This window comes from Planktothrix sp. FACHB-1365 (assembly GCF_014697575.1).
In the GTDB taxonomy this organism is placed as follows: domain Bacteria; phylum Cyanobacteriota; class Cyanobacteriia; order Cyanobacteriales; family Microcoleaceae; genus Planktothrix.
Genome location: NZ_JACJSC010000009.1, coordinates 90,224 through 114,526, shown reverse-complemented (window position 1 = coordinate 114,526; position 24,303 = coordinate 90,224). Strand labels below are relative to the sequence as shown.

Genomic DNA, 24,303 nt, shown 5'->3' with positions numbered 1-24,303 from the left:
AGAATAAGTAACAGAACGTTACATTAAATCACTTAGTCTAAGATAAACCGTGCCAGAAGATTTTCGCTTAATTGTAGATTTAGTTCTTGTCCTTGCGGCGGCGACGATTGGAGGACTGTTAGCATCTTTACTCCGACAACCCGCAATTCTGGGTTATTTGATTGGGGGAATGATTGTTGGCCCTAGTGGATTAGGGGTGATTAAAGAATTAGTTCAGGTGGAAACCCTGGCTCAATTTGGAGTCGCGTTTCTTCTCTTTGCCTTGGGGGTAGAATTTTCCTTTGCCGAATTAAAGAAAGTTCAAGGAATTAGTTTAGGAGGAGGGGGGTTACAAATTGTTTTTACAATATTAATTACCGCCCTAGCTATGGGAGTTTTGGGTTGGGATACTTCTCCGATTCAAGGCATCTTTTTAGGGGCAATTTTATCTTTGTCTTCAACGGCGGTTGTCCTCAAATGTTTGATGGAACGCAATGAAATGGCAACGCCTCAAGGTCAGGTGATGCTGGGAATTCTGGTAGTACAGGATTTAGCATTAGGGTTAATGTTGGCGGTGTTACCTGCTTTAAATCAACCCCAAGGTAATGTGATTTTTGAAGCCGTAGGACGCTCGCTTTTATTAATTGGATTATTTGCTTTAGGGGCTATTATTGCGGGGATTTGGGTGATTCCTCGGCTGTTACGATTTTTAGCCCAAACCGAAAGTCGAGAACTCTTTTTATTAGGGGTTGTGGCGTTATGTTTAGGAATTGCACTGTTAACAGAACATTTGGGCTTTTCCATTGAAATGGGAGCCTTTGTTGCGGGGTTAATGATTTCTGAAGTGGAATATGCAGATCAAACTTTAACCTATGTGGAACCGATTCGAGATATTTTTGCAGCTTTATTTTTTGTGGCGGTGGGAATGTTAATTGATCCGGTATTTCTTTGGCAACATTTAGAATTAATTATCGGATTGATGGTGTTGATTGTAGTCGGAAAAACTTTGATTATTATTCCGATTGTTAAACTATTTGGCTATTCTTGGAGAACGTCAATTATTACAGGATTAGGATTAGCTCAAATTGGAGAATTTTCCTTTGTTTTAGCCAGTGCAGGACAAGGATTAGGTTTAGTTTCTCGACGCATTTATTTATTAATTGTGGGAACCACAGCCCTGACATTAATTATTACCCCTTTTATTTTGCAATTTGCACCAAAATTATTAGACTGGTTAGAAGAAAAATGGGATTTGTCGAGTGTTTTAGAAAAAAGTCAGAAAATTAAGAAAATTTCTGAAGAATTACCTCAACAAAACCATATTATTGTGTGTGGATATGGACGAGTCGGGAAAAATTTAGTCAGGCTATTACAAAGTCATAATTATTCAGTTGTTGTGATTGATCAATCAGAACAAGCCCTACAAGAATTGAGAAAAAATAACATTCCTTATTTATATGGAAATGCGGCGAGTTTGCACGTTTTAGAAACCGCAGGAGTGGATCGGGCAACCTCAATGGCGATCGCGCTTTCTGATCCGATGAGTACCCGATTATGCTTAAAACGATCCTTAGAATTTTCACCAAATTTAGATGTAATTGTGATTGCTGATCGGGATAAAGATATTGAGCTTTTGTATCAATTGGGTGCGAAAGAAGTCGTACAACCTGAGTTTGAAGCGAGTTTAGAATTATCCACTCATTTATTAACAAGAATGGGTTTACCCGAAAATAAAATTAAACAGGAAATGCAAGAAATTCGTCAACATCAGTATTCGGATTTTCGTCCTAAACAATCTCCTCAAGAAGTGGCACGGGATTTACAGCACGCCACTCAAGAAATGAATAGTAAATGGTATACCTTACCCTCGACTTCTCCCTTAACAGGAATGACTTTAGAAGAAAGTAATATTCGTCCGATGACGGGAATTAGTGTGATGGCAATTCGCCGTTTGACGGGGGAAGAAATTGATTATCCTGATGGTCAAACTCGCTTGGAAAAGGATGATAAATTATTAGTTGTGGGGGAAACGGCAGCGTTAGAAACGTTAGATCAATTGGCAAAAGGGGAGGTGACAATTCCCGCAGAAAGTATTTCTTGTCAATGGTTAAATATTCCTGAAAATAGCCCCGTAATTGGTAAACCTTTATCTAAATTAGACTTAGCAAATCGTTTTAGGGTACAAGTTCAAGCGTTACGTCGAGAAGATAAATTTTATCGCTGGCCGAGTCGGAATTTAGATTTGCAAGTCGGCGATCGCTTATTACTATGTGGTAGTTTTCATGATTTAAACCAAGCTAGACGAGAAGTAATTCCTGTTAATATTCCCCCTTTGAAAATATTAAAAGAAACCCAGGAGGATTTAACCATTAAAAATTAAGGGTGTTTACAGTTAACGATTGGCTGTTGACTTAAAACCATTGTCCTCCCCGAAAACGCCATTGGGGGAATAAAATTCTGATTAGACTTTGAGAGGTGATAAAAATAGCAATCCAAACACAACTGTAGTGAAAAATAAATAATCCTAAGTTAAATTTTGAGGGAGAAATACCCGGTAAACCGATCATTTTGATCAAGGTTACTAAAAATAACGCTTCCCCAATCCCGGCTAAGAGTTGAAAAGCTCCTGGCCAATCTCGATCCCAGCGAAATTGTTGAAGCTTGATATAGAGAATATCCCACAAAAATCCAAAACAGGTAATATATCCTAAAATCCAAAAATAAATTGATCGGGGTTGATCACCGATTTGGAGTATAAAAAAAGCTAAGGTTACTAAAACACCAATGGTTGCAAACAAAAATAGACGAGTTTGCCAACGTCCGATTAATGTTGGAGTCATGGAGATAAAAATTGAGAATTTTAGAAGAGATTATTGTAAATTTTTGTTAAAGACTGGGATTTTATATTCCTCTAATCAGTTTAGAATATTATAATATAAATTGATAGCATTGCACCCGGATTGAGCGCCCATTGTGTTAATTATGGGCGTTTTTTTATAAAAAATTGACTCTTCAGTATTGAGAATACCATTCTATTTTAATTTAATATTCAATTATCCGAATACTATTGGGCGGAAGGGCTACATTAACCTGTTGACCGATTGTAAAGCGTTGTAAATCATCTTGATGGCAATTTTGAATGCGAATCATGATGACTATTTTATCAGTTAAACGGACATTATAGCGGGTATCCGTTCCTAAATAAATTGATTCTTCAAGGATTCCTTTCCAGGTTTCAATATGGGGATCATTTGTCTGATTTTGACAAGGATTAGGATAGAGAGTTATTTTTTCAGGACGAATCACTAAATTAATAATTTGTCCTTCAATAACGGGTTGAGAGGTTGTCAGATGAAGAAGGAGTTTTTCATCGACTAAAACTGTGATTTCTTGTCCTTGAATTTGGGTAACTCGTCCCGTTAAAACGTTAGTTTCTCCAATAAAATCAGCTACAAATTTAGTTTTAGGATATTCATAAATTTCCAGGGGGGTTCCGACTTGTAATAATTCTCCATGATTCATCACTCCAATGCGGTCGGACAGGGTTAATGCTTCTTCTTGATCATGGGTAACATAAACAAAAGTAATCCCTAATTGTTTCTGCATTTTTTTGAGTTCTAACTGCATTTCTTTTCGCAGTTTTAAGTCTAAAGCACCCAAAGGTTCATCAAATAATAACACTTTAGGCTGTTTAACTAATGCTCTTGCTAACGCCACCCGTTGCTGTTGTCCACCGGAAAGCTGACGGGGATAACGAGTTTGAAAATCGGTTAATTTAACTAAAGATAATGCGTCTGCGACTCGACTCTTAATTTGAGGACGAGATACATTTTCCATTTCCAGTCCAAAAGCTACATTTTCCGCGATGGTTAAATGGGGAAATAACGCATAATTTTGAAAAACAGTATTGACTGGACGATGAAAGGGAGGACGATTTTTCATCGGTTCTTGATGAATTAAAATTTCCCCAGAAGTTGGAATTTCAAATCCAGCAATCATTCTTAATGTTGTGGTTTTTCCACAGCCTGATGGCCCTAACAAGGAGAAAAATTCTCCGGTTTTGATTTCTAAATTAACTTGATTAACAGCTAAGAATTCTTTGCTATTTAATCCTTTAAATAATTTAGAAACATTCAATAATTCCACAGCAAGATTCATAGAAAAAAAGAAGAGAAGGGGAGCAGTTGTAGGGTGCGTAAGAGCTTCTCGCACGCACCAAAAGAGTCAATAATCAACCATCTTTTATTTTCCCACACCGACTTTAACTTCTGTCCAAGCTTGATCATAGAATTGGGTCGCTTCTCCGACATCTTGAAGATATTGAAGTTTATCAAAAATTGCTGGAGGGGGATAAATACCAGGATTTTTTAAGTTTTCTGCTTCAATTAATTTTTGATCAATCGCAATTTTGTTGGGGGAAGCAAAATCAATAAAGTTAGAAATTTTTGCACTATTTTCAGGTTCTAAAACAAAGTTAATAAAGGTTTCAGCAAGTTTTTTATTGGGTGCACCTTTGGGAATCACCATATTATCCATCCCAATAATACTCCCTTCTTGGGGAATTACATAACGTAAATCTGGATTTTCTGCCATGACTTGAAAAATATCACCACTATATTCCATTGTTAAACTCACTTCTCCTTGATTTAACAATTGTTGACCTGTATCGGGTACAAATGCAGCAATATTATCTTTATTTTGAATCAAGAAATCTCGCGCCTTTTGGATTTCTTCCGGGTTTTTCGTATTAGGACTATAACCTAAATACATTAGAACAGCCCCCATTGTATGACGCATATCATCTAATAAACTGACTTTTCCTTGATATTTGGGATCGACTAAGGCTGACCAACTGTTAATTTCTTCTCCTGTTTTTTTCAGATTATATCCTATTCCTAAAGTCACCCATTGATAGGGAATACTATATTTATTACCGGGGTCATAGGGAGGATTTAAAAATTTAGGTTCAATATTTTTAAGATTAGAAATATTAGCACTCTCTAATTCTTCTAACATCTGTTCATTAATCATAATTTTAACCATATAATCAGGTGGGAAGGCTACATCATAACCGGGGTTTCCCGCTTTTAATTTAGCGTAAAGGCTTTCCGCACTATCATAATTATCATAATTAATTTTGACTTGATATTTTTGTTCAAAAGCTTTCAGAACTTCCGGGTCAATATAGGTTGACCAGTTATAAAGATTGAGTACATTTGCAGTAGTGGGACTTGGAGGGGTATTAGATTGATTTTGTGTACATCCAAAGGGCAAAAATACGCCTAAACAGAAGAGTAAAATTAAGGTTAAAATTCGTTTCATATTGGGAAAACAGATAGGGTTGTGATGTATAAACTTATAAGCAAAGATCATCTTATAATTGTAAACTAAATGGGGTTTAAAAACAAGATTTTTTAAATTTTAATTAGGATTGAGTGTTGTTAATGTTTAACACTGACTTGATCTTGCAATTTTAAAGATGAGATGACTAAGAAAAGAGAAGCCAATAACATCAACGTTGAAATCGCATTAATAACTGGCGTGATGGACAATTTAATCATGCCATAAACAAATAAAGGTAAAGTTGTTGCGCCAACTCCTGTTGTAAAAAAGGTGACAACAAAATCATCTAATGATAAGGTAAAGGCTAATAATGCACCGCTTAAAATAGCCGGAAAAATCAAAGGGAAGGTAACTCTCCAAAAGGTTTTCCATTCATTAGCTCCTAAATCTAAAGCAGCTTCTTCTAAAGCCGGATCTAAGTCAGCTAAACGCGCTCTCACAGTAATAGTAATAAAGGCAATACTAAAGGTTGCATGGCTAATTATAACGGAAGGTAAGCCTAATGTTAAGCGAATTCCAGTCAGATTTTCTAGGATTCTAAAAACTAACGTAAAAAAGACTAATAAAGATACTCCTAATGTGATTTCAGGAATAATAATGGGTAACAGTAATAAGGCTTCTAATAGTTTAGAGCCGGGAAACCGAAAGCGTTCTAAAGCTAATGCCATCATTGTTCCTAGAATAGAGGCAATTACCGTAGAAATAATAGCAATTATCAAGCTATTTTGCAGAGAAATCCAGAGACTTTGAGTAGAAATATCGGCGGTACTTTCTGTTAAGCCACTGAATAATTTTTGATACCATTTTAAGGTAAATCCTGTCCAATTGGCATTAAACCGAGAAGCATTAAAGGAATAAATAATTAAGATTAAAATGGGTAAGTAAAGAAACGTGAGAGCAAAGGTGGCTTGTAGGGCTAATCCTCGTCTTCCCCAAGCATGAATAAAAGTCTCAAGAGTTGCGGTTTTCATTATATTTATTAAAGAGAATTTTCTGAATTAGAACTACGAAAATAAATCATGACCGGAATTAAGACTAAAATCATTAATCCCATTGATAAGGCTGACCCAAAAGGCCAATGACGAGCTTGTAAAAATTGATTTTGAATTAAATTACCCACCATAACTGTTTTTGCCCCTCCGAGAATATCGGGGGTAATAAATGCACCTAAAGCCGGAATAAAAACCAAAATAGATCCGGCAATAATTCCAGGATAAGTTAAGGGTAAAATAATTCTCAAAAATGTTCTAATATCGTTTGCACCTAAATCTTGGGCTGCTTCAACTAAAGAAAAGTTTAATCGTTCAATCGTTGCATAGAGGGGTAGAATCATAAAGGGTAAATAACCATAAATTAGACCTATAATAACAGCAAAGGGAGTAAACAGTAAGTTTAAAGGTTCTTGGATTAAATTTAAACTTTGAAGAACGGTATTAATCAGACCTTCAGAACGCAAAATAATAATCCAAGCATAGGTTCTCACTAGGAAATTTGTCCAGAAGGGAATAATCACTAAAAACAAAAGGAGATTTCGCCAACGGGGAGAAGCAGTAGCAATAAAAAAGGCTAAGGGATAACCAATGATTAAGCAAATTAAAGTTGTTAATGCTGCTAGTCCGAGGGAACGCCAAAAAATATTTAGGTATAAATCATTGGCTAACCTTTGATAATTGCTCCAGGTAAATTCCCAAGTGACTCCGCCATAAGTTCCTCGTTGTAAAAAACTATAAATAAAGACAATCACCAGAGGAATAATAAAAAAAACAAGTAACCAAATTGTAGGAGGAAGTAATAAGAGCAATAAGTTTTTTGTTTTTCGGGTTTCTAGGGTTGAATGAGATGGTTTTTGCAGTAAGAAAGCCATAAATCAAAATTAAGAATATTAGAGTCAAAGGATGAGGAGGTCAGCCAAGAATAAATTAAGGTTCAAGAGTTGATTTCTGATCCAAAATCAGCTATCATGCAACGGGAAAACACTATCCAGCTAAAATTCGCTGTGAGTTGCCGTGCAAACGCTTCACTTACCTGAATCAAATCATCCCCTGGTCAAATCTCTATTTCATCACAAAGACCAGGAATTGTTAACTCTGTTTCAGAATTATCCTGATCAGGGGAAATACTTTGTTGCTATTTTCTGCCGCTATGGTTTAATTGTCTATACATTAATTCGTCATTCGGTACGATCTCCTGTACAAGCCGATTATTTATTTTCTCAAACCTGGCGGCATATTTTTTATGAAATGCGTCCTTTAAATTTAAGGGAACAAGAGAATACAGACGGGGGAACCACGCTACAAAACTGGTTAATTAATGTTACCGCAGTTTGTATTAATCAAGCCGAGTTACCCCCTGTAGAATCAATTCAATATTCTTTATCCGCAGCACCCCCTCCTCTGTGGTGTTATGTGGGATTAGTATTAGATCGAATGGAACCTTTATTAAGGTTAATTCTCGTCATGGCGCAAACTTTTCATTGGAGTGAAACTCGAATTTCAGCTTACTTACAAGCCGAGGGAGAGTCTGTTTCTCCGAATGAAGTTAAAGAACTATTGAATGGAGCTTATCGCACATTAGAGGAAAATTTACCCACTGATATTCGGGAAATTTATCTTAATGAAAAGAGTTTAGCTTCTCAGTTAGAGCAAAATCCCGATCAACAAATATTAAAGCCTTAAATTGGCAGGAAAAATGCGAATCGAAATTAATTCAAAAATACACTTCCTGTTTCCGTAATATTGAGAGATCTCGTATCAATATTGAAATCATTGGTCACTCGGAATTGAACTTCTAAAACTCCAGGGGAAGTTTGCTTGGGTTGAACAAGTAATAAACCTCCATCTTGGCGGCGATAGGTTAACGTAATCGGAGGTGAACCTTGTACTTGAATGGTAGAATTTTGCACTAACCATTCTTCACGAGTTCCCCCAATCACTTGATATTTAATGGGTACATTAGCATTATTAATTAATTTAAGGGTGACAACTCCATTGACTGCACCAACTCTTGCACTGGGTAAAGGAAATTGAGGGGGAATATTATTTTTTTCAGCATTAGAAGAATTAGAATTAGAATTAGAATTAGAATTAGAATTAGAATTAGAGGGTGTTGTGGCAGGTGCTGCTTGTGGTTGTACTGGTTTACCGGGAGGGGGGCCACCTGCTAATGTAATCGCAGATAAAGCGGTGAACGCTCCACTGATAGCGAGGAGCCAAATCATCAAGTGAGATAAAGTAATTTTCATGATTGATCATCCTTTAATAAATATTTACAAATTTTGGGATCAGTTGATTTAATCCAGTTTAAGCTAGATTAACAATTTGAGGGTGTAATTTGGTTTTTGTTTAACTTTTACAGAACATCTGCTGTTGTTCAAACCCTCACCTTTGGTATTGATGAGTTTTTACACTGAATTCAGACTTGCTCTATAATGGGTACATCATCCTGATCCGATTCACCCAAATAGGTAACAGGTTAAAACCCAATATTGTGATCATTTTAGCTATGAAATTGCTCAGAAAATTCCCAATTTTTATCTTAACCTTCAGTGTTCTGATTGTCTCTATGTTAGCAATCGTACAACCCGTTTTAAATTCACGGCATACTCATCAGTTAATGGCTCAATTCATCCCCATCATTCGTACTAAAGTTGCCTTTGTAACACCTCAAATTTCCCTGAATCAGGGTATTGAAAAAGACATCAGCCTCAATCAAATTTCTGCTACCTTAGCTTCAACCTGGAAAACGACAGATCACAGCAATATTGCTATTACAGGATGCAATTGTCCTCAATGTCAATTAACCGTTTAATTTAACTCAACAAAATCACTTCTGGTGTTGACTGAAATTAAAAACAACATCAGAAGTTGATCATTTTAAGCCATTCCCCTCCCTAAATGAAACTGATGAATCAGAACTCTTTTGCTATTTTAACCCAAACTTCAATTCCTTTTTGAGTCGGTTTACCAGTAGAGGTAAATGTCCAAATACTTCGTTTTTGTTCGGGGCCATAACTAATATGAATCGGTCGATTTTTACCATAAAAATAGAGAGAATCAAAGGGAAGCCGTTTTTGTAAAATCCAATCAACTAATTGATCACTCTCTAATTCTAAAATCAGAAAATCACAAGCGGCTCCTAATCGTTTACAGTAATACTCTCCATTCTGTTTAACTTCATGGGCAATATGTTGATCAAGGTTAGGAGCAACTCGACCATTTTTTAATCCGGTTATCGGATCTTTTTTCTCCAAATAAATTCTTAAATTATGGGAACAAAAACCATAGGTAAGCTGAAATCTAGCCAAACTATAATAATCAATAACGGGATCAATAATATAATAATTTAACGCTTTTAAAGCTTGAATAGATTCTTCAGAATTAGGATAAGGATTAATTTGATCTGAATATTTTTGATAAGTATTTGTACAGGTGCAAAAATGATTTAAGCTGAGATATTTTCCTAATAGAACGTCTTTCATGGGCAATTGACTCGATTTTTGATTATCATATAATTGATAATAGCCGAATGCGAAACCACGAAAGCTAGTTTTGTAGTTAACCCAAACCCCTGATCTTTAAAGTCTGAACCATTATGTCTCATCAAACCGAAACCTCACTCACCCAGGAACTCAAAAGCCATATCCTCATTTTAGGGGGAATTGTGGCATTGCTGTGGATTATTGAAATTATTGATTTTTTTGTATTTAGAGGCACATTAAATCGCTTAAGGATTCGTCCCCATAGTTTCCAAGGGTTAGAAGGCATTTTTTTCGCTCCCTTTTTACATGGGAATTTTCATCATTTAGCAGCTAATACTTTACCTTTAATTACATTGGGTTGGTTTGTCATGCTGCGGGGTGTTAAAGATTTTTTTGTAGTCACATTTATAACCATGATGGTTAGTGGTTTAGGAGTGTGGTTATTTGGTTCTCCCTATACCATTCATATTGGGGCCAGTGGCGTTATTTTTGGATATTTAGGATTTTTGCTATTAAGAGGATTTTTTGAACGCAGTTTCGTTTCTATTGCGTTATCCTTACTGGTAGGTTGGCTCTATGGAGGCTTAGTTTGGGGAATTTTACCCTTACAATATGGGATTTCTTGGCAAGGGCATTTATTTGGATTTATCGGCGGTGTCTTCGCTGCACAAATGCTGGCTCAATCTCATCGAACTAAAGCATAATTTAGATTAACCCAAAAGTCTAAAAATTAGGTAACATACATTGAAAACCCTCTGTAAAAAAGTCAGAATCATGGCTCCAGAGGTTAAAACAAATTATAATATAAAAGGGTTCATGGACTGGCTTTCAATTTCTGGAAATTGGGTTTTAATTCCCCCTCGCCCTCAAGCAATACTGCATTTTTTAGGAGGGGCATTTGTGGCAACAGCACCCCATTTAACCTATCGTTGCTTATTAGAAGAATTAGCACATCAAGGTTATGCAATTGTTGCGACTCCTTTTGTCAATACCCTCGATCATACTGCCATTGCTAAAGAAGTTTTATGGACATTTGAAGATGGGTTAGAAGATTTATATGATCTGCAATTCTTAAAACGGCGAGGGTTACCAATTTATGGATTAGGACATAGTATGGGATGTAAAGTACATTTGTTAATGGGTTCTTTATTTCCCATAGAAAGATCCGGTAATATTTTAATCTCATTTAATAATTATGCCGCTCGTCAATCAATTCCTTTGGTTGAACAAATTTCTCAAGTGATGGATGTAGAATTTACCCCTTCTCCTGAAGAAACAAATCGTTTAGTTAGCGATCGCTATCAAATTCGACGGAATCTTTTAATTAAGTTTTCTAAAGATACGATTGATCAAACATCTAACTTACATCAAATTTTAGATCAACGGTTTCCAGGGTTAACAACGTTGCAAAAACTCAACGGTGATCATCAAACTCCCCTCGGTCAAAATGTTAGCTGGTCAGTAGGAGAAACCTTTACCCCCTTCGATGCTGTTGGTCAATGGATTAAACAAGCGGTTTATCAAGATTTGAATCAACTCAAAAAACAAATTTTGTATTGGTTAAATCCTTTAATGTCTGTTTAAATGGGGACGCAGAAACTAAAGTTTCCTAATTCCCTTTATAAAACAGCCCAAAGTATTACCCCTGTTTCCTTTTGATTTGATGGAGCAGAGGTAATACTTTTGCCTATCAACGACAATTAACGATGTTGATTAATGGCTGATTCAATGTTCTCTTGGGTTAAAGAATTAACAATAGTTAAACTAAAAGGAGAAGTTTCTCCTCTCTGAATATAACCCGCATTCAAATAAGGTAAATATTCAGTTTGATTGCGAATATAACGATTAAAAAATACCAAACTAATTGCTTTCAAATAAGGAAAAGCTAATTCAGGTTCTGGGCCTATTAATTGAGGAGGAACCGGAAGAACGGATTTTTCTCCAGGTTCTAAGAAGGAAAAATGGGTTCCTCGATCTAATAAAATTAAGTATTTATTTGGACTGGTTAACCAAGAAAAGGGATAAATTTGTTCAGGCACTGCGGGAGCGATATAATCATCACTACCCCCAATCATTAAGACCGGAATTTTGATTTGACTCATCCCTTCTTGACCAAAAACAACACTGGTAATGGGATTAATAGCAATAATTGCTTTTACTCGTTCATCTTTAAGATCTTGACCTTTATTAGCAACGGAACTAGCTTGACATTGCAGTAATATTGAAATATTTAAGGTGAGTTGTCGGTTAACAGACTCTGCACACTCTTGATTAATTTTACTGCTATTAAATCCTGCACCCCCTACCGCTAAAGCCGTATAACCGCCATAAGATTGACCTAAAACCCCAACATTATTTAACAGTAAAGGACTGGGAAATTCAGAATTTTTAGCTTTTTGTTCTAAAAGATTGAGAACAGAAGTAATATCTAAGGGACGATTAATAAAGACTTCTGGGCCAGGAGGAGGAGCATTCCCGGCTAAGAAATTAGCCAACCCATTTGCACTGGTTTCTAAATGTTCAGGAACGGCAACAAAATACCCATGAGAAGCTAAATGTTCGGCTAAATATTTAAACGTCGTTCGGTCGGAACCCAAACCATGAGAAATCACAATTACCGGAGTCGGAGTAGAAACTTGAGGGATATAAACATCAACCGGAGAAGAAATATTTCGTTGAGGATGTTCATAAGTAAAGGTTTCTTTTTTCCATTGAATTGTACCCGGCTCTTTCAATTGAGTGGGTCGGTTATTAATAGCAGGATTATCGATTTGTGTTTTCGCCTGTTGGTTAATCCAATTCATGACAGATTTATCTTCATAAATGACTTGAGATAAATCTCTAATAGCTTCTACAGCAAAGTTAACATCAATTTGTAGGGTTTGACCCGGAAATTTTTCTAAAACCCCCAGTAAAGTCAAACCTCCGGGTAGTTGAGAAGCTTGATTAATTGCCGTTTTTAGAGCCGTTACACCATTGTCACCGTTATCTGTTTGGATAAAATTCCCAAAGCGAGTTAACATTGTCATACCCATAGCCGTGTTATTAAATTGTTCAATACTCCAAGGGCTGGCGGTCATCGGAGTCAATAAAAGTTGACGTAGTTTTTCAGCATCTTCAACCTTCAAAACTTTGCCATAAATCGATAAAACGGGAGAAATATTTCCCGTTTTTGCAAAATTTTCTAAGTCTTTAACAGAAATAAAAGCTGTACCAATATTATACCGAATCGCAATTGTTTCAGTCGCAACTGCTGAACTGGTTATGGCACTTAAACTGGATATTATTCCTAATAAAAATTTGAAGAATTGGAAGCCGAGAAAGCCGATATTTTTCTGGTTTTGAGTGTATTTTCTATTATTCTCTTGTTTAATCGGTGGTTTCATGGGGTATTAGAATAAAATGAATAACCTGATATTATCATTAAAGTTTTAATTCTGTAAAGTTATTCAGAGGTAATACCATTAATTGCATTTGTTAATTGGTTAGGGGTTAAAGATTGAATTAAACTGACCGGATAAAGGGGATCACTAATGGCTTGAGTATAAGCGGCGTTCAGATAGGGTTTGTATTGAGCATTTTGGCTAAGGTAGGTTTTAAAAAATGCTGTACTTAAAGCTTTAATATAAGAGCGACTAATTTCTGATGTCGGAATAATTATACTTGTATTTCCTAATACTTTCGATGCGTTTTCAGAAGTAATATCATAAAAATGAGTGGCATGATTTTGCAAAACTAAATATTTATGAGAAGTAGTTAACCAAGTAAAAGCATTTAACTGTTCTAACAACGCTGGGGCTAAAAAATCTTCGGTACTTGCTGTGATGAAAACTGGAATTTTAATTCGACTTAAACCCGATTTTCCTAAAATACTACTATTCACCGGATTTAATATAAAAATAGCTTTGACTCTGGGATCTTGTAGCGCATAATTTTCCGGGGGAAGTTCCAACGCTCGACACTGAAGAAAGAGGGAAGGATTTAAGGGAATATTCGGTTGTTGACAGTCGGTTTTAAGCTGGGTGAAATCAAGGGTTGCTCCGCCTAATGTTAAGGCTGTATATCCTCCTAATGAATGACCAATAACCCCCACATTTTGTAAATTTAATTGCTGATTAAAGTCAGTAGAATTAAGTTTTTCAAGTTGGTTGAGTAATTCAGTAATATCTCTCGGTCGATCCAGAAATTGTTCAGGTTCAAAGAAGTCTTTTGCGTCTCCATTCAGTAAGGATTGAAGTTGCTGATAATCACTGCCTGGATGTTGAGGAACAGCGACTACAAAACCATAGGAAGTGAGATGTTTAGCTAAATTTTCAAATCGTGAGCGATCAGAGGCTAATCCATGAGAGATAACAATCACAGGATAAGATAATGTCTGTGAATTTTGCCCCTCTGGAGAAATAGGTTTCGGAAGATAAATATCTACTTCAAAGCGACGATTATTGTAATGATTATTGACGGTTAGGGTTTGTTTTGTAGACGTATAAAGTTTTCCTGAAATTCGCAAGTCTGGCATTTTACTAAAATCAGTAATCGTTGCTTTCTGGGCTTCTATTTCTGATAATATTGCTAAAGATTGTGTAACCCCATGAGTTTGTCGAATAAAGGCAAAAACTTTGGTTAATGTTGTTAAGGCGAGTTCCACATTCAAGCGAATTTCTGGACTGGGAAACTGACGCATAACCTCTAATACTGTAAACCCATTGGGTGCATTCCCGACATCAATTAAACTGGCACGAATGGCATCGGCTCCATTTTCTTCAGATTGAGTTTGAATGATGTTTCCAACATGAATTAAAAAAGCCACAAGTAAGGGGGAGTTAACAAATTGTTGGATTGAAATATCGGGAGGTGTGTAACGGGTTTGCAAAAATTGTCTTAAACTTTGTTGTTGTTCAGGACTTAATAATGCTAGATAAGTAGCTAAAGGTTCTTGAGGGTTAATTTTACCTTGATTAGCATAATTTTCTAAGGAATCTAGGGAAATAGAAATCCTTGTTTTTCCCAAGGGGACAATAATAAATTCTGCGGCAACTGCGGGTAGAGTTGTGAAGAAAAGAGACGCTATTGTTAAGGCAAAAGATGGCAACCATCGCATATAGGGCTTACTCATTGATACAATGTTTATATGGGATTGAGAGTTTGACCTTTAATTATTGTGAGAATTAGATGGATTTTTAACGTGTTTTACCGCTTGAAAAAATTGGTCTAGGGAGAGAGAATGAACTAAACTCAGAGGATAAGCAGCTTCACTAATTGTTTTAGCATAGGTGGCTTTTAAATAGGGACGATAGGTTGAATCTTGATTGATATACACTTCAAAGAAAGCCAGACTAAAAGCCCGAATATAATCATTGACAGGTTCAGGAACTGGAGCCACAATTTCTTTTAAAGAGGCACTCATACTTTGATTCATAGCGGTTAAATTTAGATTAATATGGCGATCGCCTTCTGCTAAGAGTAAATATTTATCGGGTGTTGTTAACCAAGTATAGGAGCGAACTTGTTCCCAAGCAACAGGAGCAATGTTATCTTTACCACTGGTTTTCCAGAATACCGGAATCTGAATTTTGCTTAAACTTTGTTGTCCAAAAATGCTACTATTAATCGGATTCATCAAAAAAATTGCTTGAACCCGTTCATCTCTCAAATCATAGTCTTTTTGAGGAATTTCTAAGGCTCGACATTGAAAAATTTGGGCGAGATTAACAGAATTAAATGCCGAGTTACAGTCTTGTTTTAAGTGATTAAAATCAATTTCTGCTCCCCCTAAAGCTAAGGCTGTATAAGCGCCAAAAGAATGCCCTGCAACGCCAACTTGTTTTAGGTTAAGTTGACCTTTAAATTCCGTTGTATTCAAGCGTTCTAATTCATCTATTAAAAACTGAATATCTAGGGGTCGGTCAATAAATTCAGTCACTTTAAACCCATCGGATGCCTGACCCGATAACCAAGCTTGAAGTTGATTGGTATCACTCCCCGGATGTTGAGGGAGAGCAACCACAAACCCATAAGACGCTAAATGTTGACCTAAATAGGCATAATTTTTGCGATTGGCAGCTAATCCATGGGAGATGATAATCACAGGAATTGCGTTAGGTTTTCCCCGTTTTACAGTATTTAAGGGTGTGGGAATATAAAGATCGACAATCAATTCTCGATGGCGTTTGGAGTCTGTTAACGTTAGGGTTTTAGGGGTAACATCAAAGTCTCCAGTTTGCTTTAAATTAGGTTTTTTACTAAAATCTGAAGTTGGGGATAAGGCTGATTCTTGCAAGGATAATTTAACGATTTCTGTAATAATAGAATTAGTTTCTTGTACCAGAAGATTCACTTGTTCTCGGAGTTTAAAAATCTTGTGGATATTTAATTGAATTTCTGCCCCTGGAAATTGACGTAAAATATTGAGTAAGGTGATGCCTTCAGGATCTTGATTGGCTCTCATTAATGCTATTTTAATCGCTTCCGACCCATTTTTAAGCGTTGATAAATTTTGCGAATCAGTTTCGGATTGAATAATATCTCCCAGTTTATTCAGAAATAATGCTCCTGTGGGAGAATTTAAAAATTGAGAAACCATTATCGGATCTAATTGATGTTGATCCAATAAGACTGTTTTAAACTGATTTTGATCTTCTTGATCTAATAATAATAAAAAGCTTTTCAATTCTGGAGCAATTGTTCCTGATTCAGCATAGCTTTCTAAGGCTTGTACGGATACGGAAATTTTAGCTTGTCCTAGAGCCAAAGATACATTCTCGGATGCTTGTACAGGAACAGCAGAAAAAGCTAGGGCGAAAAGTCCACCCAGTAGAGATACAATTCTCGGCCGATTTAACGAGAAATTTAATGTTAAGCTAGATGGGACTTTAATCGCCAGAGTATGTTGATTCATAATTGGGTTAATTGTCTCTAAATATCAGTTAAAACCTTCTCAAAAATTATGTCAAATGCACCCCAATCATTTGATAACCATCTTAGCAGATAAGGAAGTCATTGATCAGAGCTTTGTTAAAAGGTCACATCATAGCCTACTCCTGGGATCTGATTCAATTTTTCCCTTTTGGTTCCTAACTCCGGTCAGAAACCCAATCCCCTTAAAGTTTGCCCTGATTCTCACTCCTTACTGCTGTGTTTTAAGCTTTATTTTCCTGATGGATTTTCACGGTTGTAAGTGAGTTAATAGGGTTTTCATTTCTTCTAATAGAGACTCAACTGATAGATTAAAAGGTAAGACTTTGAGGGGAAAACTAGAGCTAAAGCGTTGTAAATGAACCATAATTTCTTCCCAGGAATAATTGGGGATTTCAACAGACGATGACGATTTAGTTTTACGTTTTTTGTCGAGGGATTTACCTTTGACTTTAACATCAGATTGTGCTAAAATCAATATAGGAATTCTAGCTTCCATTTTTTCTAAAATCGAGAGAGCTTCAACTAAATTAGAAAAAGATTGTTGTCGAAAACAAATCAGCATTAAATCTAAACTTTTACATTGAATTTTCTGAAGAATTTCTTCCCAGCCTTTGCCCATAATGCTCCGAAATCCAGCAATTTCAATATATTGAACTAAGGCTTGCTCAATTTTAATATTAGCATTATTGGGAGCATCTAAACAATCAGAATTAACCGTTGAATTTTGAACTGAGGTAGAAGATTTAGGGTTTAATCTTGCTTTTGAAGGATGATCTTTAGTGTCTACAGGATGACTTAATTGCTGTTGCGGTAAAACCGAAGAATCGACCACTAAAATACTCGGTTTCCAACTTAAACGGGTCGCAATTTGGATCACTTCTAATAAAGCAGAACCCATAGCCAGAGAAAAAGATTGAAGACTCATCCCATCATCCGAGGGACTCGCTAAACAGGGAAAAATTGATAAGTTTTTAACTTGATTTGCAACTTGAGTTGTTACAGGGTCTAAAGTCACAATGGGTAAATGGACTAAACTTTCGTGTTGACTAATTTCTGTTAATAAATATAAGGGATTTTTAACAGAAGTATATCGTTCTAAAACGATAACATTGGGATGCCAAATTCGAGCAATGAGAGCGGCTTGATTAATATCATCTGCTTCTAAAATTCGACACTGAGAAAACTGCGATAAAAATAAAGCAGAATGATAAATTGAGTTAGGCTGGTCTAGGGTATTGATTGAGTTTAAGTGATGTTGATCTCCTGATAAACTTAACCAGAGAATCATTAACTGTTGAGGCTCGGAAGATGAAACCTCTGGAAGCAATTCTCCTAAGATTTTTTCTAATTCTGCTCCTTGAACAGGAAGACTCAAAAAGCCATCACAATGATTGGCGGCTGCTCGTTGTTTATCCCCTAATGTTGCTGTGACAATCACGGGAATTTTATGGGTTTGTACATCGGTTTTTAATAAAGTTAAAACATCCCAACCGGACAATAAAGGAATTAAAGGATTAAGCAAAATAATCCTCGGTTGGAGGCGACGGGCTTTTTCAACGGCTTCTGTTCCTGAACGAGCAATTACGACCCGATATCCTAAATGGGTGAGTTGTTCATTCAAGGTTTGAATAAAGTGAGGAACCGTTTCAACCACTAAAACTAAACGAGATTGTTGAGGAGAAGAAGAACGAGAAGACGGTAAAAATTCGGGTTCTTCTGAGGAACTATGATTCCCTAATTCCCAATTACATCGAGGGGGACTTGGCGGTAATAATAAGGTAAATTGACTGCCTTTATTAGGTTTAGAAATAAAGCTGACATCTCCCCCATGTAATCGTGCTAACCGTTGGGTTAAAACCAACCCTAATCCTGTTCCTTCAAATTTCCGGGTTAAGGGACTTTCAAGTTGTTGAAATTTCTGAAAAATCAGATGTTGTTTATCTTCAGGAATGCCAATTCCTTTATCCCAAACGGTAAAAGCAATCCAATTTTCCCAACGGCTAACTTGTAGACCAAATTCGCTACCATCGGGAGTAAATTTGAGGGCATTACATAATAAATTGACTAACATTTGCCGCAAGCGTAATTCATCGGCAACTAAGGTTTCTAAACCGGGTTTTATGTCTAAGGTAAATCGACTTTTAAGTTGTTCTAAAATTTCCGCTTGTAGTTTAATATCGGATTTATCTTGACTTTGGTATTGTTGCAAAGTCATTTCAAAAGCGCGTTCACAAACTGCCTGAATTTGTAAAGGTTCTGGGACTAATTCGAGTTGTCCCGTTTCTATCCGCGTTAAATCCAAAATATCGTTCACGACTAACATCAAATGACGACCGCTTTTATGAATCAGTTGAGCATAACGCGCTTGTTTTTCGTTGAGTTCTCCTAAAGCTTGATCTTTTAATAAACTCGATAGACCTAAAACCGCAGTCAGGGGCGTTTTAAGTTCATGACTAATACAAGCCATAAACTCATCTTTGAGGCGATTAAGTTGAATTAAATCAGTATTTTTTGCCGTTAGTTCTTGGGCGACTCGATGCTGTTCTGTAATATCTTGAGCTAAGACTAACCAGAGGTCATTGGTTTTATTTCCTAAACATAACGCTATCTCCCATTCCGGGTTTAAATGTTGGCGAGTAAATTGCCAAACTCGTTCTTGATTGTGGGCGATGGGACAAATACAAATATAAGTATCCGGTTGGCTACCCAATTGACACCAACTCGGCATTTGTAAGGTGGGTGAATTCGAGGTTAAAGGTTGAGAAATATTCGTTAAATGACGGCTTGGAAATCCAGAATCGATTGAGGATTCTAAGGAGGAAGTTGGGTATTTTTCGGTCGAGGAAAATGTTTCACTGGCTTCTGACCAACGGGTTACCGATTCAGCGACTTCTTGCAAAACCTCTGAACCTCGACCAATCAGGGATCTCCATGCTAAATTTTGATTAACAATGATGCCATCATCACTTTGAATCATTAAGGGAATGGGCAGTTCATCTAAAAACTGAATTAAATGTTGAGATACGCTAAAATTTCCCGCCGCTAACACATCTAACTGTTGATGAGGTTCTGAATTGTAGTCTAAAGTAGGGGAAGGTCGAGGTTGTTGAATCTGAGTAAAGCGTTGAGAATATTGGGCTAAATATCGTAATACTTGCAAACTATTAATTAATCCAATAAACTCTCCTTTCTGATTAATTAAAGCCAGGGATACCGTTTGAGGGAGGCTATTTTCTAGTACCGGATGGGAACTTTGATATTGTAAATACACCCAAAAGTCTTCTAAACTTAAATGGGAGGGAACATCAATAATGGGTTCGATAATAGCAGACAAAACCTCATCAAGAAAGGGTTGTTGAGGGTCGGGGGAAGTCGGGAAGGTGGTATTGAGGAGATAGGGAAGAAAGCGATGCAGGGAAATTAAACCTAAAGGATAATGTTTAGAATTGACAATCACAACTTGTTCGGAGTTTCCCTGAGAAAAAATAAACCGCAATGCTTCTAAGGGCGAATCATGGCGACAAACAGGAACCACCTGCATAAAGGTTTGGAGGTCAGCTTGGGGAGACATAAAATGTAAATCCTCCAGATGAGATAATCATCTACTTAAAGCAGACAAGTGGTAGAGTGTCCGTGTCAACTCCCTATAGGAATAGAATAAATTCCTAAACAGTCTGTTAATCGTGTCTTTGATATTTCTATTGTGATAGATCAGGGTTAAGTTTGCCAAAATTTAACCATTTCCTAAACAAGCTTAAAGAAATTAAAAGTTTTTCAACCTTCTCTAGGGTAACTTTAATAAAATATTGAACCCCAGCCATTTACCCCTATTTTCCCGTCGGTTTCGTTGCCTAAACAGTCACAACCGTTGATCTGGGGTATAAAATATTCTATCCTCTCCAACACCTATTCCCTAATATTATAACTCCATAATGGATACCTGCTATTTTTTATGACTGTATCATGGGAGTTGCAATATTATTTTACATTTACAAAAAACCAGGATAAGATCAGTATTTATCCTAAAAAAAAGAAGATTAATTCTTTTCTCCAAGTTGATTAAATGGCTATCAAATGCTATAATCGGTAATTAAAATTTATTTTTAATATTTTCAGTTTATGGTGAAATCTAAAATACCCCAGTGGAATCGATTGCAAAATCTACATCCGTCTTCCCGAAAATTTTTACTGCAATGGGTCAGTTTATTTTGCTTCTGTTGTCTAATTATTATTAGTTGTACTCCCCATCAAACGAGTCATCAATCTGCTTCTACGTCTGCCAATAACGGACGAATTACAATGGGAACCACCTTAAAAGCTCGAACTTTAGATCCCGCAGATGCCTATGAACTAATGTCAGGAAATATCTTGTATAATTTAGGCGATCGCCTTTATGATTATGAACTAGGAACCAATCAACTTGTTCCTAAATTAGCTACCGCTTTACCCACCGTGAGTTCCGATGGATTAACCTATACTATTCCCCTGCGAGAAGGCGTTACCTTTCATGATGGCACTGCCTTTAATGCCGCAGCCATGGAATTTTCCATCAAACGATTTATTCAAAATGCAGGTTCTCCCTCTTCCTTATTATCCGATGCCGTTAATACCGTTCAAGCAACGGGAGACTATGAATTAACCATTAAACTCAAACAACCTTTTTCTGCCTTTCCTTCCCTTTTAGCCTTTTCAGGAATTACGGCGGTTTCTCCTCAATTTTATGAAATTGGAGAAGGTAAATTTAAGCCCAATGAATTTGTCGGAACGGGGCCCTATAAATTAAAATCTTCAGAAATTGATGTCATTCGCTTAGATGCCTTTGAAAACTATTGGGGAGAAAAACCTGCCAATACCGGAATTGATATTCAACGATTTTCTAGCGCCTCTAATTTATTTAATGCCTTTCGCAGTGGTGCTGTTGATATTGCCTATTTATCCTTAAATGCTGACCAAATTTCCAGCTTAAAACAAGGAGCAGAAAAAGGCAATTGGCAAATGATAGCAGCCAATGGTAATAACATTAGTTATCTGATGATGAATGTTAAATCGGAACCCTTAAATCGTAAAGAAGTGAGACAAGCCATCGCTGCTTTAATTAATCGTTCCGTGCTGAATGAACGGGTATTACAAAATCAAGGAGAACTACTATATAGTTTAATTCCCACCACCTTTACCGATTATCAACCCAGCTTTAATTTACAATACGGTGATGGCAATATTGAAAAAGCAAAACAACTCTTAACTGAAGCCGGATATACCCCAGAAAATCCAGCAATTGTTGAACTGTGGTATGCGTCGAATTCCTCTAATAAAGGATTTTTAGGATTAACGTTAAAAGCCTTAGCAGACCGAGATTTAGGTGGGTTACTCAACTTGCAACTCAATAGTGTAGAATCAACCACAGCCTTTAAATATTTAGAGGAGGGAATTTATCCGACTTTTGTTTTAGATTGGTACGCCGATTTCCTTGATGCTGATAACTATATTCAACCCTTTTTAGACTGTAGTAAAGGTTCGGCAGAAACCGGATGTGAAAAAGGAGCGAGTCAATATCAGGGTTCTTTTTATTATAGCGATCGCATGAATCAATTGATCGCTCAAGAACGTCAAGAACAAAATCCCCAAACTCGCAAAGCGATTTTTGATGAAATTCAAAAACTCCTCGCCGAAGATGTTCCCTATGTGCCCCTTTGGCAAGATAAAACCTTTATTTTTGCTAAAAACGGCCTTGAAAACATCAGTTTACAACTCACTCAACAAGTCCCCTTCTGGACAATTAAAAACTCAAATTCCTAACAATGAAAAAACGACTTCTATCCCTATCCATTGCCAGTCTATCCCTTTTATCAATTATTAATCTAGCTATGGCTTCTGACTCCTTAGTAGGAACTAATTGGAAATTAGTCTCCTGGGGTAATGAAAAATCCCCCCAAACCCCCTTAAAAGAAACGGAAATCAGCTTACAATTCCAAAAGGATCAAATTAGTGGTTCATCCGGTTGTAACCGTTATTTCGCATCCTACACCCTCAAGGATGATCAATTAAAATTTGGTGTAGCTGGGAGAACTCAAATGGCTTGTCCCGAAGAAATTATGAAGCAAGAAGATCAATTTCTCTCAGCTTTACAATCCTCAAAAACATTTACCCTTAATTCTGAAGGTCAACTGCAAATTACCTATAAAACCGATCAAGAATCTGGGGTAATGATATTTACGCCCAATCTACCCGAATAACCCGTAGAGAGTCCTTCAGGACTCAATCTTAATAGAGAGTCCTGAAGGACTCTCTACTAAAAAACCCTCTGAAATTTAGAGAGGGTTTGAGGAATAAATTCAAGTGGGATTTAATTAATGCTTGTTGTATTCCTTAAAGGAAAGGTAAGCATTTTCCGGGTCATATAAATGGCACTGATCCACAATCTGAATCATTAAAGACCAGGAAAAATCAGACTCAGGATAGAGATATTCACCCCAATTATCTTGTAGACTTTGATAGGCTGTCCGTAAATTGTAGAAGGGAATCGCGGTGGAAATGTGGTGCGGAACATGAACATTAATATCGTGACACAAAAACTCAACCCAACCAGGATAATTGCAGTGAACAGTTCCCGATAATTGAGCTAAGGCTTCATCCCAATCTTGGGACTCTTTAAATTGAATATCCGGGGTTGTATGATGAACGAGGGTGAAGGTACTCATCCAGAAATGGTAAACTAACCAAGGCATTAACCAGAATTTAACAAAGCCCCAAATTCCGATGGTAAAAATCATTGTGGGGAATGCGATCGCAGCACATCCGATTACAAATAAAGAGGAAAATTTGACCTGTTCCCGTCCTTTTCCATCAAATTTGCGCCAATCAAAGTGAACAATTGCCCAATGTAAAATTGAGGCTAACCACCAAAGCCGTCCTCGTGTTAATTTATAAGCAATTTGTACGATTTTAGGGGAGGCTTCATAGTTTTCGATTGTCCAGGGTTCCCAAGCATTATCTTCCGTTAGTTTATTGGTATGTTTATGATGATGATCATGTCCTAAGCGCCAACTGTGGAAGGGATAAATTAAGGGAAGAAACGCGATATGACCGACTAAATTATTCACCCAACGACGGTCAGCAAAAGAACGATGTCCGCAGTCATGACCAATGACGAAAAATCCCGTTAAAGCTGTCCCGGTAAAAATCCAAGCAAAGGGGAGTAAAAACCAGGGAGAATAAGCGATCGCAAAATAGCCAGCAACAACAAGAACAACATTAATAAAAACAGTCAGCCAAGCTTTTTTCTGATCTTTGAGAAAGACTTCACGCGGTAGACTTTTGATAATGTCTTTTAAACGTAAGTTTGATGTGGAATTAGCAGAAGATGCTAAAGTTTGAGGTTGAACAGATGATAATGTCATAGAATCTTGCAAACTTTTAAATCCCTCAGTATTAAGGGTTAGGGTAATACTAAAATTGCGTGATTTTTTGCCTCTAATTTCCGATGGATAGCCGCAGAAATCCCCCAATTTTCCATGAAAAACTTTACCTGCATCAGACAAGCAGGCACTTTTGATCAATTAGAGACTGCTGATAAAAATTATGTTCAAGGG

Annotated in this window: 19 protein-coding genes; 7 read left to right on the top strand and 12 right to left on the bottom strand. The window is 36.7% G+C overall.

Annotation, left to right across the window (positions count from 1 at the left end):
- Positions 1-49: 49 nt before the first annotated feature.
- On the top strand, positions 50-2,359 hold the full coding sequence (locus H6G57_RS13010; protein ID WP_190519171.1) for a cation:proton antiporter: 2,310 nt from the start codon (positions 50-52) through the stop codon (positions 2,357-2,359).
- Positions 2,360-2,390: 31 nt separating this feature from the next.
- Here the strand turns inward: H6G57_RS13010 and H6G57_RS13005 are convergent, their stop codons facing one another.
- The 5 genes from H6G57_RS13005 to H6G57_RS12985 form a co-directional block, all read right to left on the bottom strand.
- Entirely contained in the window at positions 2,391-2,819 is a 429-nt protein-coding gene (locus H6G57_RS13005; protein WP_190519169.1) for a hypothetical protein, read from the bottom strand.
- Positions 2,820-3,021: 202 nt separating this feature from the next.
- Entirely contained in the window at positions 3,022-4,137 is a 1,116-nt protein-coding gene (locus H6G57_RS13000; RefSeq protein WP_190519167.1) for an ABC transporter ATP-binding protein, read from the bottom strand.
- Between the two features lie 84 nt (positions 4,138-4,221).
- Positions 4,222-5,301 (bottom strand): PotD/PotF family extracellular solute-binding protein, encoded by a 1,080-nt coding sequence (locus H6G57_RS12995; protein ID WP_190519165.1) that lies wholly within the window; start codon positions 5,299-5,301, stop codon positions 4,222-4,224.
- A gap of 119 nt (positions 5,302-5,420) precedes the next feature.
- A complete protein-coding gene (locus H6G57_RS12990; protein ID WP_190519163.1) occupies positions 5,421-6,293 on the bottom strand; it encodes an ABC transporter permease in 873 nt (290 codons plus the stop codon).
- Positions 6,294-6,301: 8 nt separating this feature from the next.
- The gene (locus H6G57_RS12985) at positions 6,302-7,186 is read right to left on the bottom strand and encodes an ABC transporter permease (protein WP_190519161.1); all 885 of its coding nucleotides are present in this window, start codon (positions 7,184-7,186) and stop codon (positions 6,302-6,304) included.
- 142 nt (positions 7,187-7,328) lie between these two features.
- Here H6G57_RS12985 and H6G57_RS12980 point away from each other — a divergent pair, with 142 nt between their 5' ends.
- Positions 7,329-7,997, top strand: a complete 669-nt coding sequence (locus H6G57_RS12980) for a sigma-70 family RNA polymerase sigma factor (protein WP_190519159.1) — start codon at positions 7,329-7,331, stop codon at positions 7,995-7,997.
- A gap of 26 nt (positions 7,998-8,023) precedes the next feature.
- On the opposite strand, the gene H6G57_RS12975 is transcribed toward H6G57_RS12980, so the two are convergent.
- A complete protein-coding gene (locus H6G57_RS12975) occupies positions 8,024-8,563 on the bottom strand; it encodes a hypothetical protein (RefSeq protein ID WP_190519157.1) in 540 nt (179 codons plus the stop codon).
- Between the two features lie 320 nt (positions 8,564-8,883).
- On the opposite strand from H6G57_RS12975, the gene H6G57_RS12970 reads away from it, so the two are divergent.
- Positions 8,884-9,129, top strand: a complete 246-nt coding sequence (locus tag H6G57_RS12970; RefSeq protein ID WP_190519155.1) for a hypothetical protein — start codon at positions 8,884-8,886, stop codon at positions 9,127-9,129.
- Between the two features lie 100 nt (positions 9,130-9,229).
- Here the strand turns inward: H6G57_RS12970 and H6G57_RS12965 are convergent, their stop codons facing one another.
- On the bottom strand, positions 9,230-9,799 hold the full coding sequence (locus H6G57_RS12965; protein WP_190519153.1) for a hypothetical protein: 570 nt from the start codon (positions 9,797-9,799) through the stop codon (positions 9,230-9,232).
- Positions 9,800-9,912: 113 nt separating this feature from the next.
- Here H6G57_RS12965 and H6G57_RS12960 point away from each other — a divergent pair, with 113 nt between their 5' ends.
- Positions 9,913-10,503, top strand: coding sequence for a rhomboid family intramembrane serine protease (locus H6G57_RS12960; RefSeq protein ID WP_190519151.1), 591 nt, complete (start codon positions 9,913-9,915; stop codon positions 10,501-10,503).
- Between the two features lie 112 nt (positions 10,504-10,615).
- A complete protein-coding gene (locus H6G57_RS12955; protein WP_190519270.1) occupies positions 10,616-11,383 on the top strand; it encodes a DUF1350 family protein in 768 nt (255 codons plus the stop codon).
- 116 nt (positions 11,384-11,499) lie between these two features.
- On the opposite strand, the gene H6G57_RS12950 is transcribed toward H6G57_RS12955, so the two are convergent.
- The 4 genes from H6G57_RS12950 to H6G57_RS12935 all read right to left on the bottom strand — a co-directional run bounded on the left by H6G57_RS12950 (position 11,500) and on the right by H6G57_RS12935 (position 20,285).
- The gene (locus H6G57_RS12950; RefSeq protein WP_190519149.1) at positions 11,500-13,185 is read right to left on the bottom strand and encodes an alpha/beta hydrolase; all 1,686 of its coding nucleotides are present in this window, start codon (positions 13,183-13,185) and stop codon (positions 11,500-11,502) included.
- A gap of 59 nt (positions 13,186-13,244) precedes the next feature.
- Positions 13,245-14,912 carry an alpha/beta hydrolase gene (locus tag H6G57_RS12945; RefSeq protein WP_190519147.1) on the bottom strand — a complete coding sequence of 556 codons (1,668 nt, stop codon included), beginning with the start codon at positions 14,910-14,912 and terminating at the stop codon, positions 13,245-13,247.
- A 36-nt stretch (positions 14,913-14,948) separates the two neighbouring features.
- Positions 14,949-16,694: an alpha/beta hydrolase gene (locus tag H6G57_RS12940; RefSeq protein ID WP_190519145.1), complete on the bottom strand. Its 1,746-nt coding sequence runs from the start codon at positions 16,692-16,694 to the stop codon at positions 14,949-14,951.
- Between the two features lie 267 nt (positions 16,695-16,961).
- Positions 16,962-20,285, bottom strand: coding sequence for a hybrid sensor histidine kinase/response regulator (locus H6G57_RS12935; RefSeq protein ID WP_190519143.1), 3,324 nt, complete (start codon positions 20,283-20,285; stop codon positions 16,962-16,964).
- Between the two features lie 548 nt (positions 20,286-20,833).
- Here H6G57_RS12935 and H6G57_RS12930 point away from each other — a divergent pair.
- Both H6G57_RS12930 and H6G57_RS12925 read left to right on the top strand, forming a co-directional pair.
- Positions 20,834-22,510: an ABC transporter substrate-binding protein gene (locus H6G57_RS12930; RefSeq protein WP_190519142.1), complete on the top strand. Its 1,677-nt coding sequence runs from the start codon at positions 20,834-20,836 to the stop codon at positions 22,508-22,510.
- Between the two features lie 2 nt (positions 22,511-22,512).
- Complete coding sequence (locus tag H6G57_RS12925) at positions 22,513-22,947, top strand: META domain-containing protein (protein ID WP_190519140.1); 435 nt, start codon at positions 22,513-22,515, stop codon at positions 22,945-22,947.
- 114 nt (positions 22,948-23,061) lie between these two features.
- Here H6G57_RS12925 and H6G57_RS12920 read toward each other — a convergent pair whose 3' ends face one another.
- Entirely contained in the window at positions 23,062-24,111 is a 1,050-nt protein-coding gene (locus H6G57_RS12920; RefSeq protein ID WP_190519138.1) for a fatty acid desaturase, read from the bottom strand.
- Positions 24,112-24,303: the final 192 nt, after the last annotated feature.

What these genes read in the sequence shown, in the direction of transcription:
- H6G57_RS13005 (WP_190519169.1), bottom strand. Translation starts at nt 2,819, where the DNA reads ATGACTCCAACATTAATCGGACGTTGGCAAACTCGTCTATTTTTGTTT.
- H6G57_RS13000 (WP_190519167.1), bottom strand. Translation starts at nt 4,137, where the DNA reads ATGAATCTTGCTGTGGAATTATTGAATGTTTCTAAATTATTTAAAGGA.
- H6G57_RS12995 (WP_190519165.1), bottom strand. Translation starts at nt 5,301, where the DNA reads ATGAAACGAATTTTAACCTTAATTTTACTCTTCTGTTTAGGCGTATTT.
- H6G57_RS12990 (WP_190519163.1), bottom strand. Translation starts at nt 6,293, where the DNA reads ATGAAAACCGCAACTCTTGAGACTTTTATTCATGCTTGGGGAAGACGA.
- H6G57_RS12985 (WP_190519161.1), bottom strand. Translation starts at nt 7,186, where the DNA reads ATGGCTTTCTTACTGCAAAAACCATCTCATTCAACCCTAGAAACCCGA.
- H6G57_RS12975 (WP_190519157.1), bottom strand. Translation starts at nt 8,563, where the DNA reads ATGAAAATTACTTTATCTCACTTGATGATTTGGCTCCTCGCTATCAGT.
- H6G57_RS12970 (WP_190519155.1), top strand. Translation starts at nt 8,884, where the DNA reads ATGTTAGCAATCGTACAACCCGTTTTAAATTCACGGCATACTCATCAG.
- H6G57_RS12965 (WP_190519153.1), bottom strand. Translation starts at nt 9,799, where the DNA reads ATGAAAGACGTTCTATTAGGAAAATATCTCAGCTTAAATCATTTTTGC.
- H6G57_RS12960 (WP_190519151.1), top strand. Translation starts at nt 9,913, where the DNA reads ATGTCTCATCAAACCGAAACCTCACTCACCCAGGAACTCAAAAGCCAT.
- H6G57_RS12955 (WP_190519270.1), top strand. Translation starts at nt 10,616, where the DNA reads ATGGACTGGCTTTCAATTTCTGGAAATTGGGTTTTAATTCCCCCTCGC.
- H6G57_RS12950 (WP_190519149.1), bottom strand. Translation starts at nt 13,185, where the DNA reads ATGAAACCACCGATTAAACAAGAGAATAATAGAAAATACACTCAAAAC.
- H6G57_RS12945 (WP_190519147.1), bottom strand. Translation starts at nt 14,912, where the DNA reads ATGAGTAAGCCCTATATGCGATGGTTGCCATCTTTTGCCTTAACAATA.
- H6G57_RS12940 (WP_190519145.1), bottom strand. Translation starts at nt 16,694, where the DNA reads ATGAATCAACATACTCTGGCGATTAAAGTCCCATCTAGCTTAACATTA.
- H6G57_RS12935 (WP_190519143.1), bottom strand. Translation starts at nt 20,285, where the DNA reads ATGTCTCCCCAAGCTGACCTCCAAACCTTTATGCAGGTGGTTCCTGTT.
- H6G57_RS12930 (WP_190519142.1), top strand. Translation starts at nt 20,834, where the DNA reads ATGGTGAAATCTAAAATACCCCAGTGGAATCGATTGCAAAATCTACAT.
- H6G57_RS12925 (WP_190519140.1), top strand. Translation starts at nt 22,513, where the DNA reads ATGAAAAAACGACTTCTATCCCTATCCATTGCCAGTCTATCCCTTTTA.
- H6G57_RS12920 (WP_190519138.1), bottom strand. Translation starts at nt 24,111, where the DNA reads ATGACATTATCATCTGTTCAACCTCAAACTTTAGCATCTTCTGCTAAT.